The organism is Marinobacter halophilus (genome assembly GCF_003007685.1).
GTDB classification, from domain to species: Bacteria; Pseudomonadota; Gammaproteobacteria; order Pseudomonadales; family Oleiphilaceae; genus Marinobacter; species Marinobacter halophilus.
In genome coordinates, this window is the sequence record NZ_PXNN01000017.1 from 540,395 (window position 1) to 552,805 (window position 12,411).

Sequence of the window (12,411 nt, forward strand, 5' to 3'; positions counted from 1 at the left end):
CATCAGCGCAATTCGAGCCGGGACTCGAGCAGGCGCGTAGCCACGCCATCACCCACAGCAACGCCGAGCTGATCCACCAGATCCATGAACGGAGAGCGACGGCGACTGTAATCTACCAACTCTTCTTCACCCACCAACTGGCGGGCGACCCAGGAAGCACTGCCAAGGCCGTCGATCAGACCCAGCTCAACCGCTTGCTCGCCAGTCCAGACCAAACCACTGAACAGCCGCTCATCATCTGCCAGGCGGTCACCCCGCCCTTCCTTGACCGCATCAATAAACTGGCGATGGGTGTTCTCAAGTACACTCTGCCAAAAGACCACATCCTCTTCACGCTCTGGTGAAAACGGATCAAGAAAGCCTTTACTCTCACCCGCTGTGTACAAACGACGGTCCACGCCAATCTTTTCCAGCATCTCGCTGAAGCCAAAGCCCCCGGCAATCACACCAATGGAACCGACCAGGCTGGAACGGTTGGCGTAGATCTCGTCAGCAGCTGCGGCAATGTAGTAGGCCCCTGAGGCGCCAATATCGGAGATCACGGCATAGACCTTCTTCTCGGGGTATTCTTCGCGCAAGCGCCTGATCTCGTCGTACACGTAGCCGGACTGCACTGGACTGCCGCCTGGACTGTTGATTCTGAGCACCACAGCCCTGGCGCGCTCCGCCTCAAATGCCGACCTGAGCGCCCCCACCAGATTGTCAGCGCTGGCCAACTCATCCGCGGCAATGGTGCCGTTCACCTCGACCAGCGCAGTGTGATGACCCGTTACCGAATCGACACCACTTCCAAACGGCGACTTGATCAGAAGCAACAACGCAAACAGATAGCCGAAAGTCAGAAACTTGAAGAAAATACCCCACCGCCGGCTCCGACGCTGCTCGGCCTGTAGCGACATCACCAGCTTCTCAATCAGACGCCAGTCCCGACCGGTTTCCGGAGGCATGGCCGGCTGCTTGCCGCCAAACAACCCGCGCTTGCGAGGCGGCTCGCTCTGCCCGCGATCTGCCGGCTTGTCGCCCCAACCAGATTCTTTATCGGATTCCCAGTCACTCATCCGTTATTCCTTTACAGCGATAGACGAAATTAAAGCCCCAGCACGCGCCGGAGCTCAGCCACAGAACTGACCACTGCGTGCGGATCGTATTGTTCGAGCACGTCACGCTTGTGAACACCCCACTCAACGCCAATGGCTGGCATGCCAATGCGGCGCGCCATATCAAGGTCGTAACGGGTGTCACCGACCATCACCGCCTCTTCCGGCGCATAACCGTAGAATGACAGAATCTCTTCCAGCATCAGCGGGTCCGGCTTGGAGCGGGTTTCATCGGCACAGCGGGTTATATCAAAGTGCACACCCAGACCGCTTGAGGTCAGCGCTCCCTCCAGGCCCCGGCGACTCTTGCCGGTGGCGACCGAACAGCCACGACCGATACCGCGGAGGTCGGCGATCATGGGAGCGATACCCTCAAATACATTCTGAGGTGTGGTTACTTTCTGGAAGAAGTAACCCGCATAGCCTTCTCGAATTCTTACCATTTCCTCGCGGCTAAGACCCGGATACAAGCGTTCGAGTGCCTCGATCATGCCCAGCCCGATGATATCCCTGTAGGCCTCGCGCTCCAGCTCCGGATAACCAAGGTCGGTTGCCGCCTGATGCAGGCTGTCGGCGATATGGTCAACGGAATCGATCAGCGTTCCGTCCCAGTCAAAAATTACCACTTTAACGTTCATTAGTGCGTTCCCTTACTGCGCTGCTCAAGCTCGTCGAGCACCTTGGCGAATGCCTCATCATACGGAGCTTCCAGCTTCATTGCCTCACCCGACTTAGGCAAGGTGAACTCCAGGGCCCGGGCGTGGAGCATCAACCGCTGACCACCAATCGCGCGGAATGCCTTGAGGCTCGCCTCATCCATATACTTGTCGTCGCCGGCGATCGGATGCCCGGCCCAGGCGCTGTGCACCCGGATCTGGTGAGTACGCCCGGTCACCGGGGAGGCCTCGACCAGACTGTAACCCAGAAATTGCTGCAGACACCGAAACAGCGTCAGCGACTCTTTACCTTCGGCGCTCACCTTCACCCGGCGCTCGCCGTTGGGCATTTCATAACGTAACAATGGCTCGTTCACCCGGCCCACAGAGTTCGGCCAGGTGCCCGCAACCAGCGCGTGGTAATGCTTACGTATGCGCTTCTGGCGCAGTTCATCCTGCAGCACACGTAATGCCGAGCGTTTTTTCGCGACCATCACCAACCCAGAGGTATCCCGGTCGAGCCTGTGCACAAGTTCGAGAAATTTTGCCTGCGGCCGGGACGAGCGCAGCACTTCAATCAACCCGAAACTCAGGCCGCTACCTCCATGCACCGCGATACCGGAGGGCTTGTTGACCACCAGCATGTCGTCATCTTCAAACACCACCGCCGCTTCCATCACCGACTGCACCCGGTCGCCGGGGGCCACCCGCTCCGGCTTGCTCTGCTGTACTATTGGCGGAATGCGCACCACATCACCAGCCTGCAGCCGGGTATCGGGCTTCACCCTGCCCTTGTTGACCCGAACTTCGCCTTTGCGAACAATCCGGTAAACGACACTCCTGGGCACACCCCGCAGTCGGGCCAGTATAAAGTTATCCACCCGCTGGCCCGCCATATCCTCATCAACAGCCACCAGCTGCACGCCCTTCTGGACCTGACCCGGAGGCGGATCGACACGCTTGCCCACGGGGCCTGCAGTGCGATTATCCCCAGCCATTTCAGAATGGCGCGATTTGCCGCGTGGTAGCGGTTTTTTACGAGCGGCTGGCTTGCGCGACATGAAGTACCTTCGGGTAGATAAATGCAGGATTGAACGGCCACAGCTTTACTGCTATATTCCGACGTGATTTGCCGTTTGTCTACGGCCTGACAGACTCAGGTCAGAAGCCGGAGCGGCAGCAGTATACCGACACTGATTAAGAGATTGAACGCCGCAAGCCCAATCATTAGCGGGCACGACGTGAAATACACTCCCGGACTAACAGGTCAGACCCAGAGAGGCTGCAATCTGCCCGGGAGAGGAAAAACCGAACGGAAAACCGTCGGGCGACATCGCGAGAATCACTACCACGGGAACCCGGGCCGTCAGCTAACTAATAAGACGTGAGACCCAGGGTTTGTGTGAACCTGAAAACGGATAGTATGCGCAAACAGACACTCACCCTATGCAACATGTCGCTGCCGTCAGGCAGGCGCAACGTAGGCGGTGGTCTCAGACATACAGGATCACACCCTTAAAGGTCTGATCCGTCTGGCCGCCGGTCCGCCCTGCTGTTTCCGGGCCCGCGGCACGCACATCCTGCCTCGCTGATGTAGATCCCCCCGGTTTTCTGTCATTAACAAACGACAGGAACCCTTTCTTTCCATGAAAAGAATGCTGATTAATGCAACTCACCCTGAGGAGTTGCGCGTAGCTCTAGTAGATGGACAACGACTGTTTGACCTGGATATCGAGTCCAGTACCCGCGAACAGAAAAAAGCCAACATCTACAAAGGCCGGATCACCCGCGTTGAACCCAGCCTTGAAGCTGCATTCGTAGATTTCGGCGCAGACCGCCACGGCTTCCTCCCACTGAAGGAAATCTCCAAGGAATACTTCAAGAAATCGCCTGGCCAGATTGAAGGCAAGGTCAACATCAAAGAGGTGGTTTCCGAAGGTCAGGAAGTGATCATACAGGTTGATAAGGAAGAGCGAGGCAATAAAGGCGCCGCGCTCACTACCTTTATCTCTTTGGCTGGCCGTTACCTGGTGCTGATGCCCAACAACCCTCGTGCCGGCGGTATCTCCCGTCGCATCGAAGGCGAAGACCGGGCTCAGCTCAAAGACGCCATGAACGGCGTACAGGTACCCAAGTCCATGGGCATCATCGTGCGCACCGCCGGCATTGGCCGTACCGCAGAAGAGCTCCAGTGGGATCTTGACTACCTGGTCCAGTTCTGGGAAGCCATCACCCAGGCTGCTGGCGAGCGAAAAGCACCATTCCTGATCCATCAGGAAAGCAACGTTATCATCCGCGCCGTGCGCGATTACCTCCGCCAGGACATCGGCGAAGTACTGATCGATGCCGACAGCGTCTACGAAGACGTGCTCAGTTTTGTGCGCGCGGTCATGCCCACGTTTGAAAACAAGATCAAGCTGTACAAGGATGAAATCCCCCTGTTCAGCCGTTATCAGATCGAAGGTCAGATCGAAACCGCATTCCAGCGTGAAGTGAAGCTGCCCTCCGGTGGCTCCATTGTTATCGATCCTACCGAAGCTCTGGTCTCTATCGACATCAACTCCTCCCGGGCCACCAAGGGCCACGACATCGAGGAAACTGCCCTGCAGACCAACCTCGAGGCGGCGGAAGAGATCGCTCGCCAGCTGCGCCTGCGCGATATGGGCGGCCTGATTGTCATCGACTTTATTGACATGACACCGGCCAAGCATCAGCGTGAAGTCGAGCAGAAAATGCGCGAAGCGCTGGAAATTGACCGTGCCCGCGTTCAGGTTGGCAAAATTTCCCGTTTCGGCCTGCTGGAAATGTCCCGTCAGCGCCTGCGGCCCTCGCTTGGCGAAACCCGCAGCGAAGTCTGCCCGCGCTGTGAAGGCCAGGGCACCATCCGGGGTATCGAATCCCTGGCGCTGAGCATCATGCGCCTGATTTATGAAGAGTCGTCCAAGGAAAAGACGGCAGAAGTCCGCGCCATCGTGCCGGTTTCTGTAGCCACCTTCCTGCTCAACGAAAAGCGCAAGCAGCTGGCCGATATCGAAGCACGCCAGGGCGTAGCCGTGGTTGTGGTTCCGGTACCGAACATGGAAACGCCGCATTTCGAGATTGTCCGGATGCGTCTGGACGAAGCGACACCGGAGCACGTTGCCAGCCATCAGGTGGCTCACGATTACAACGAACGGGAAGAAGTGGCGGCAGAAGTACCCAATGCCGAGAAGCCCGTGCGTGAGCAAGCTGCGGTCAAGGCCATCCGCCCGTCTTCGCCAGGACCCGCTGCCGCTGCCCCAAGCACGACGCCTGCCGCCGCCAGCGCGGAGCCCGAAGAAGGTCTATTCCGGAAGCTTGGCAAAAAGATTGCCTGCTTCTTCCGCGACGAACACCCGCAGGACGGACAGGATCGCACCACCACAAACCGCGATCGCGACGAAGAGCGTCGCAACCAGGCTCGACAGGAACGTCGCAAGTCACGCGTAGCCAGAGATGACCAGCGCCCCGGCGCTAATCGCAGCGGCAATGAGCGGCGTCAGAGTGGCCAACAGAGCCGCCCTGATGACAGCCGTGGTCGCAATCGCGGTGGCCGTAACGAGGATCCGGCGCGCACCAGCCAGAACCGTCCGAGCCCGCAAGATAAACCTGCCGATGCAAAAGCTGACAGCAGGGGTGGTGACAAGCCCAGTGACGGCCGTCGGGATAACCGGAAGGACTCACAGGGGCGCAATCAGAACCGTAATCGCCCCCAGCGTGACCCCAAGGAGCAGAAAGAAGCTCGGGAGCCGCAAGAAAACCAGAAGACCCCTGCCAGCGATAAGCCAAGCGCTGACAAACCCAGCAACGACAAGCAGGGCGGCGATGAAAAACGTCGCAAGCCCCGTCGCCAGCGCAGTCGGGATGGTTCGCCCGCTGAAGCACCGATCAGCGCACCAGCAGAGCGCAAAACCGAGCGTAATGAAATACATCAAAAGGACACTCAGCCTGAAAAGAGCGCCGAGACCAGCCCTGCCGATGTGAAAGAAACTGCGCCTAAGCAACAGCCTGCCGAGCAGCCAATCAATGCTGAGACGCCGAAGGCAACCCAGGATCAGGTAACGACAGAAACTGACGCACTGCCATCCGACACGGGAAAACGCACTGCGCCTGAAACTGCCTCAAAGACCAAAGCCGAAACTCAGAATACCGAGGATACTGACGAGCCAGCAAAGGCAGCGCCGACCAAAGACGCAGAAGAGCCACGCAAGACCCGGCCTGCAAACCGTCAACGCAAGCCCAGGGCTGCAGCAAAGACAGATAAAGTGGCTGACAGTGACAAGGCCGAGGCCCCTGCCGCTCAGGCAGAAGAAATGACTAAAGCACCTCAGCAAGCAGATAAGCCAGACGCGACGCAAGCTGAAGCAAAGCAAGCTCCCGCCAAGGAAGCTGACAAGCCTGAGCCAGCAGAACAAGCCATACAGACTAAGCAGCCTGAGGCAAAAGCTCCGGCAAACACTGCTGGTCCAAAGCCGTCGACAGCCGACGAGCCCAAAGCCGACAGCAAGCCAAGCGAGCCAGACACGGCGCCTGTCACAGCAGAGCCGGCGCCAGAGCACAAGCCTGAGCCGAAGAAAGCAGAGCCAGCAGCGAAGGCTGAAAAGCCTGAAGCGCCGTTACAAGAGCCCTATGTAGCACCAACCGACGTTCCGGTCACTCCGGGTCGCGCTTATAACGATCCAAGAGAGGTCCGAAAGCGCCAGCGAGCGGCTGAAGCCGCTAAAAAAGCCGGGAGCAATTGATCATGCTGACCAATTCGGACGTCGAAGCGCTTGAAGACATTCTGTTTGCGGAGCCCTGGGGCGAAGACGCCCTGGATTTCTTCGGACTCCACGGAGTGGTGTGTGCCAGCGTTATCGGTCCGGTCAGCCTGGCGGCGGAAGACATCTTCCGCCTTGCCACGGGCGTAGACGCCCTTCCCGATGGCAAGGTGCCTGAGATCTTCACGCGCTGTGTCAATCAGCTGACGAAGGACATGACTCAGGCACTGGACATGGGCCAACCACTCGAGCTTCCTGAACCGGAAGACGGCGATCCGATGAACGCACTGGAGAATTGGTGTGCCGGATTCGTTGACACCTTCCTGGAACACGAGGAATCCTGGCTGGAAGTGGCTGATGAGGACGAGGTGGCGGACCTGATGGTACCGATGCTTACACTCTCCGGCCTGTTTGAGGACGAAGACTTTCAGAACGTCCGCAACGATGCGGCACTGGCAGACCGGATGGCGGAAGCCATTCCGGACTCACTGACTGATCTTTACCTGCTGTTCCATGCGCCGGACTGAGCGCTAAGCGCCTACCGGTTGCCTAAAATGATGCCAGACGGGTTCAAGCCCCTCTGGCATTTTTAGTATCTTGCCCAGCTCACACCAAGGCGCGCCCGGAAAGTGGAAATCACTGCCCTGCGACGCAAACAACTGCTCTCGCCTTGCCAGCTCCGCCACAAAGCCCAGATCACCGCTGGACTGCCCGGAAACCGACACCTCAATCGCTTGCCCCCCGGCTCGGCGAAAGTCCGCGGTCAGCTCACGCAAACGAGTTGCGGTCAGCCGATACTTTCTGGGGTGCGCCAACACCGCAATGCCACCTGCGGCATTGACCCACTGCACCACTTCCTCCAGCTCCGGCCAGCAGGCTTTTACATCGCCCGGCTTACCGGCGCCCAAATAGCGTTTGAAGGCGTGAGCAATTTTTGGAACCACCTCCGCCTCGACCAGCACCTGGGCAAAGTGCGGTCGCCCGGGCACGTCGCCGCCAGCTTTGACGGTCGCTCTTTCGAGCAAATTATCGACGTCCAAGCGATGAAGCTTGTCTGCAATCAGCCTGGCTCGCTGCCATCGATTGTCATTCTGACGGGCGAGAGCCTCAAGGAAATCCGTGTTGGTATGGTCAAAATCGAGCCCCACCACGTGGATGGTGTGACTGCGCCAGACGCACGACAACTCAACGCCATTGATCAATTCAACACCCAGCGACACTGAAGCCGCACGAGCCCGGGCAAGACCTCCTATGGTGTCGTGATCGGTGATTGCCAGATGACTCACGCCCTGCTCTGCCGCCCGGGCAATCAGTTGCTCCGGATCAAGGGCACCATCAGAGGCTGTGGTATGGCAATGCAGATCAATGCATGGTTTCGGGTCTTGAGGTATAGTCACGAACATTCCTGAGTCAGACGGTAGCCTTCAGTGTATCAGTGTTGGCTACCGGGCCGTAACCAAAGCCTGTTTTGTACCGGAGCACACATGTATTACGCCATCATCAGCGAAGACGCACCCAACAGCCTGGCCACGCGACTGCAAGCTCGCCCGGCCCATTTGGCCAGGCTTGAAGCGCTCAAAGCCGACGGTCGATTATTCGTCGCTGGCCCCCACCCGGCAATTGACTCCCCCGATCCGGGCGAAGCCGGCTTCAGCGGTAGCCTTGTCATTGCCGAATTCGAGTCTCTGGAACAGGCCAGGGCCTGGGCAGACGCCGATCCCTACGTTGCCGCCGGTGTGTATCAATCGGTTACGGTAAAGCCGTATAAGATCGTGTTGCCTTGAGCCATGGGTGGGCAGAACCCGGCAGCCCGTGAGCATGAGCGGATTGTAACCCGTGAATGCTTGAATACCCGTCACTCTGTGACAAAATTGCCCTTTGAATCACCGATAATAGACACTATCAGGGAACGTAATCCGTGACATCGCTCCGTCTTGTTTTCAGCCTTCTGCTTATCATCAGTTCGATTTCGGTCGCCCAAGCCCGAACAGTATGGGTGGATGACCAGCTCTACCTACCGGTTCGTTCCGGCGCTGGTACCCAATTCCGAATTATCGAAAATGCAGTCCCGAGCGGAACCCCTCTGGAGGTGATCGAAGTTGGCGATGACTACACCAAGGTGCGCACGCCAAAGGGCACTGAAGGCTGGGTATCCAGCCAGTACCTCAGCAACCAGCCCATTGCCGCAGAACGTTTAAAAACCGCCACCCGACAACTCGAAGAGGCCCGCGCCCAGCTAAATCAGGCCCGGGAACAATTAGCCTCGGTCACCGAAGAACGTAACAGTCTGCAAAACTCGGAAAGCAGTCTATCCAACCGCTCCGAAGAGCTTCAGGAAGAACTGCAACGCATCCAGAACATCGCGGCGGACTCCATCAATCTGGAGCGCCGGAACCGGGAGCTACGGGAAGAGAACCAGAAGCTGCACAATGACCTTGAAGTACTGACCGCAGAAAATGAACGGCTCGAAGCCAGCAAAGATTCCGACTTCATGCTGCTTGGCGCCGGACTGGTGTTTGGCGGTGTGCTGCTGGCGCTGCTCATCCCGATGCTCAAACCAACAAGAAAAACCGACAACTGGGCTTAAAAAGATGAAAGATTATTCGGAGAAGCGTGATTTTCACAGGATGCAGGTCGACAGCCGTATCGAAATCACCAACGCTAACGGGGACACCGTGGTGGGCATCTGTCGGGATCTGAGCGCAGCCGGCATGCAGCTATTCGTAGATACCCCCTTTGCTGTGGGGGACGAGCTCACAACCCGTCTGGAAGCCGCCGACGACCAGTTTCCGCCACTGGAAACCGTGTGCGAAGTGGTGCGATGTGAGCCAGAGGGCGACGGTTACCTGCTTGGCATCAACATCATAGAAGTGACTCAATAAAAAACGGCGGCCTGATGGCCGCCGTTTTTGTTTACATCTGGCAAAGCCCTGACGTCACACCAACGGCTTTTCGGACACGATGATGCCGTTGTTGTCCGCATACACATACTGACCAGGGCGAAAGGTAACGCCGTGGAAGGTCACCGAAATATTCAGATCGCCGATGCCGCGTTTGTCGGTCTTCCGGGGCACGGTGCCCAGCGCCTGGACACCCAGGCGGGTCTGACCGATTTCGTCGACATCGCGGATGCAGCCGTAGATAATCAAGCCGGCCCAGCCGTTTTCAGCTGCTTTTTCTGCCAGCATGTCGCCCAACAGCGCATTGCGCTTTGACGCACCGCCATCAACCACCATAACCCGGCCGTTACCGGGCAGGCCAACCTGCTCTTTAACCACGGAGTTGTCTTCAAAGCATTTGACCGTCACGATTTCGCCACCGAACTGGCGCACGCCGCCGTAGTTGTTGAAGCCAGGCTCAACCACCTGAACTTCCGGAAACTCGTCGCACAGATCCGGAGTAATGATGTTGCTCACGTTGTTACTCTCCTTTTCCCTGAATGTTGGCGCTCAATCAATTTTTTCATCGGCCAGGAAGAACCAGGTATCCAGCACGGAATCCGGGTTCAGCGACACCGTATCGATACCCTCATCCATCAGCCATTTGGCCAGATCCGGATGATCCGACGGGCCCTGACCACAGATACCGATGTACTTGCCTGCTTTCTTGCAGGCCTGAATGGCGTTGGACAGCAGCGCCTTGACCGCGTCGTCGCGCTCATCAAACAGGTGGGCGATGATGCCGGAATCCCGGTCCAGGCCCAGGGTCAGCTGAGTCAGGTCGTTGGAACCGATGGAGAAACCGTCAAAGTGCTCAAGGAATTGCTCAGCCAGTATGGCGTTGGCAGGCAGTTCGCACATCATGATCACACGCAGGCCGTTCTCGCCCCGCTTGAGGCCATTCTCCGCCAGCAGTCTCACCACCTGCTCCGCCTCACCCACGGTACGCACGAACGGCACCATGACTTCAACGTTGGTCAGGCCCATGTCATTGCGAACTTTCTTGAGCGCGCGGCATTCCAGCTCAAAACAGTCACGGAAAGTTTCCGAAATATAGCGGGAAGCACCACGGAAGCCCAGCATCGGGTTTTCTTCGTCCGGTTCGTACAAGGTGCCGCCAATCAGGTTGGCGTATTCGTTGGACTTGAAGTCGGACAGGCGCACGATCACCTTCTTGGGGGTAAACGCGGCCGCCAGGGTCGAAATACCTTCAACCAGTTTGTCAATATAGAAATCCACCGGCGACGCGTAGCCGGCAATGCGCTTGTCGACGGTCTGCTTAATATCCCGTGGCAGGCCGTCGTAGTTCAGCAGCGCTTTCGGGTGCACCCCGATCATCCGGTTAATGATGAACTCAAGACGGGCCAGACCCACGCCTTCGTTCGGCAGCGCCTGAAAATCAAAGGCACGGTCCGGGTTGCCCACGTTCATCATGATCTTGAACGGAATGTTAGGCATGGAATCGACGGTATTTTCACGCAGCTCGAAGTCCAGAGCCCCTTCGTAGATCATGCCGGTGTCACCTTCGGCGCAGGATACAGTCACGGCCTGACCGTCCTTGAGCACTTCAGTGGCATCACCGCAGCCCACAACCGCCGGAATACCCAGTTCACGGGCGATGATTGCAGCATGACAGGTGCGGCCGCCGCGGTCGGTGACGATGGCGGCGGCCCGCTTCATCACCGGCTCCCAGTCCGGGTCGGTCATGTCGGTCACCAGCACGTCGCCGGGCTGTACCCGATCCATTTCATTGATGCTGGTGATGATCTTGACCGGGCCACTGCCGATCTTGTGGCCGATACTGCGGCCTTCCACCAACACCTTGCCGGTTTCTTTCAGCAGATAGCGCTCCATGACATTGGCAGACGAGCGGCTCTTTACGGTTTCCGGACGGGCCTGAACGATGTAGATCTTGCCGTCGTCACCGTCTTTCGCCCACTCGATGTCCATCGGGCGCTGGTAGTGCTTCTCGATGATCATCGCTTGCCTGGCCAGTTCTTCCACTTCCGCATCGGTAATGGAGAACCGGTTGCGCTCTTCCTGTTCAACCTTCACCGTTTCTACCAACTGGCCTTCACCGGGCTCCGTGTGGTAAATCATTTTGATGGCTTTGCTGCCCAGATTGCGGCGCAGAACCGATGGGCGACCGGCTGCCAGCGTGGGCTTGTGCACGTAGAATTCGTCAGGGTTAACTGCGCCCTGCACGACGGTTTCGCCCAGGCCGTACGAAGAGGTGATAAACACCACATCGCGGAAGCCGGATTCCGTGTCCAGGGTGAACATCACACCGCTGGAGGCCGTTTCACTGCGCACCATTTTCTGAATGCCGGCCGACAGCGCTACCAGCTTGTGATCAAAGCCGTGGTGTACCCGATAGGAGATAGCGCGATCATTGAACAGCGACGCAAACACTTCTTTGACCGACGTGCGGATCTGCTGAAAACCCACTACATTAAGGAAGGTTTCCTGTTGACCGGCAAACGAGGCATCCGGCAGATCTTCAGCAGTAGCGGAGGAGCGTACAGCCACTGCCATGTCCTCGTTACCATCCTGGATTTTCACAAATGCTTCTTTCAGCGCATTATCCAGAACGTCCGGAAACGGCGTGTCGATCACCCATTGCCGGATCCGGGCACCCACCCGGGCCAGTTCATTGACGTCGTTCACATCCAGGGCGTCGAGCGCTTCGTCGATCCGGTCTTTCAGGCCGTCGGTCGCCAGAAACTCTCGATAGGCGTAGGCCGTGGTGGCAAAACCACCCGGGACTGTCACGCCTGCATTGGCCAGATTACTGATCATTTCACCGAGGGAAGCGTTCTTGCCCCCAACCCGGTCAACGTCAGACATTCCCAGGTGGTCAAACCAGATGATGTAATCTTCCAAAGCCTGTCTCCCTTGATTCTTAATGGCGCAGAGTCTCGAATATGGCGTGTATGATACT

General features: G+C 57.8%; 11 protein-coding genes. 5 read left to right on the forward strand and 6 right to left on the reverse strand.

Annotated elements, in window-relative coordinates; translation table 11 throughout:
- Positions 1-2: 2 nt before the first annotated feature.
- From C7H08_RS16385 to rluC, 3 genes are read right to left on the reverse strand one after another with little or no spacing between them, the layout of a single operon-like run.
- Entirely contained in the window at positions 3-1,058 is a 1,056-nt protein-coding gene (locus C7H08_RS16385) for a S49 family peptidase (RefSeq protein WP_106673291.1), read from the reverse strand.
- A gap of 29 nt (positions 1,059-1,087) precedes the next feature.
- Complete coding sequence (locus tag C7H08_RS16390) at positions 1,088-1,735, reverse strand: HAD family hydrolase (protein ID WP_106673292.1); 648 nt, start codon at positions 1,733-1,735, stop codon at positions 1,088-1,090.
- Positions 1,735-2,814: a 23S rRNA pseudouridine(955/2504/2580) synthase RluC gene (gene rluC / locus C7H08_RS16395; protein WP_188445265.1), complete on the reverse strand. Its 1,080-nt coding sequence runs from the start codon at positions 2,812-2,814 to the stop codon at positions 1,735-1,737. The genes C7H08_RS16390 and rluC overlap by 1 nt, the downstream gene beginning before the upstream one ends.
- A gap of 585 nt (positions 2,815-3,399) precedes the next feature.
- Between rluC and rne the strand changes: the two genes are divergently transcribed.
- Positions 3,400-6,513: a ribonuclease E gene (gene rne, locus C7H08_RS16400; protein ID WP_106673293.1), complete on the forward strand. Its 3,114-nt coding sequence runs from the start codon at positions 3,400-3,402 to the stop codon at positions 6,511-6,513.
- 2 nt (positions 6,514-6,515) lie between these two features.
- Complete coding sequence (locus C7H08_RS16405; protein WP_106673294.1) at positions 6,516-7,058, forward strand: YecA/YgfB family protein; 543 nt, start codon at positions 6,516-6,518, stop codon at positions 7,056-7,058.
- 3 nt (positions 7,059-7,061) lie between these two features.
- Here C7H08_RS16405 and C7H08_RS16410 read toward each other — a convergent pair whose 3' ends face one another.
- A complete protein-coding gene (locus C7H08_RS16410; RefSeq protein ID WP_106673295.1) occupies positions 7,062-7,928 on the reverse strand; it encodes a PHP domain-containing protein in 867 nt (288 codons plus the stop codon).
- Positions 7,929-8,015: 87 nt separating this feature from the next.
- On the opposite strand from C7H08_RS16410, the gene C7H08_RS16415 reads away from it, so the two are divergent.
- The 3 genes from C7H08_RS16415 to C7H08_RS16425 all read left to right on the forward strand — a co-directional run bounded on the left by C7H08_RS16415 (position 8,016) and on the right by C7H08_RS16425 (position 9,413).
- Complete coding sequence (locus tag C7H08_RS16415; protein WP_106673296.1) at positions 8,016-8,315, forward strand: YciI family protein; 300 nt, start codon at positions 8,016-8,018, stop codon at positions 8,313-8,315.
- Positions 8,316-8,449: 134 nt separating this feature from the next.
- Positions 8,450-9,118 (forward strand): TIGR04211 family SH3 domain-containing protein, encoded by a 669-nt coding sequence (locus C7H08_RS16420; protein WP_106673297.1) that lies wholly within the window; start codon positions 8,450-8,452, stop codon positions 9,116-9,118.
- A 4-nt stretch (positions 9,119-9,122) separates the two neighbouring features.
- Entirely contained in the window at positions 9,123-9,413 is a 291-nt protein-coding gene (locus C7H08_RS16425) for a PilZ domain-containing protein (RefSeq protein WP_106673298.1), read from the forward strand.
- A gap of 54 nt (positions 9,414-9,467) precedes the next feature.
- Here the strand turns inward: C7H08_RS16425 and rraA are convergent, their stop codons facing one another.
- Both rraA and ppsA read right to left on the reverse strand, forming a co-directional pair.
- Positions 9,468-9,947, reverse strand: a complete 480-nt coding sequence (rraA, locus tag C7H08_RS16430) for a ribonuclease E activity regulator RraA (RefSeq protein WP_106673299.1) — start codon at positions 9,945-9,947, stop codon at positions 9,468-9,470.
- Positions 9,948-9,980: 33 nt separating this feature from the next.
- Positions 9,981-12,317, reverse strand: a complete 2,337-nt coding sequence (gene ppsA, locus C7H08_RS16435) for a phosphoenolpyruvate synthase (protein ID WP_373284931.1) — start codon at positions 12,315-12,317, stop codon at positions 9,981-9,983.
- Positions 12,318-12,411 lie beyond the last annotated feature (94 nt).

What these genes read in the sequence shown, in the direction of transcription:
- C7H08_RS16405 (WP_106673294.1), top strand. Translation starts at nt 6,516, where the DNA reads ATGCTGACCAATTCGGACGTCGAAGCGCTTGAAGACATTCTGTTTGCG.
- C7H08_RS16415 (WP_106673296.1), top strand. Translation starts at nt 8,016, where the DNA reads ATGTATTACGCCATCATCAGCGAAGACGCACCCAACAGCCTGGCCACG.
- C7H08_RS16385 (WP_106673291.1), bottom strand. Translation starts at nt 1,058, where the DNA reads ATGAGTGACTGGGAATCCGATAAAGAATCTGGTTGGGGCGACAAGCCG.
- C7H08_RS16425 (WP_106673298.1), top strand. Translation starts at nt 9,123, where the DNA reads ATGAAAGATTATTCGGAGAAGCGTGATTTTCACAGGATGCAGGTCGAC.
- rne (WP_106673293.1), top strand. Translation starts at nt 3,400, where the DNA reads ATGAAAAGAATGCTGATTAATGCAACTCACCCTGAGGAGTTGCGCGTA.
- ppsA (WP_373284931.1), bottom strand. Translation starts at nt 12,317, where the DNA reads ATGTCTGACGTTGACCGGGTTGGGGGCAAGAACGCTTCCCTCGGTGAA.
- C7H08_RS16390 (WP_106673292.1), bottom strand. Translation starts at nt 1,735, where the DNA reads ATGAACGTTAAAGTGGTAATTTTTGACTGGGACGGAACGCTGATCGAT.
- rluC (WP_188445265.1), bottom strand. Translation starts at nt 2,814, where the DNA reads ATGTCGCGCAAGCCAGCCGCTCGTAAAAAACCGCTACCACGCGGCAAA.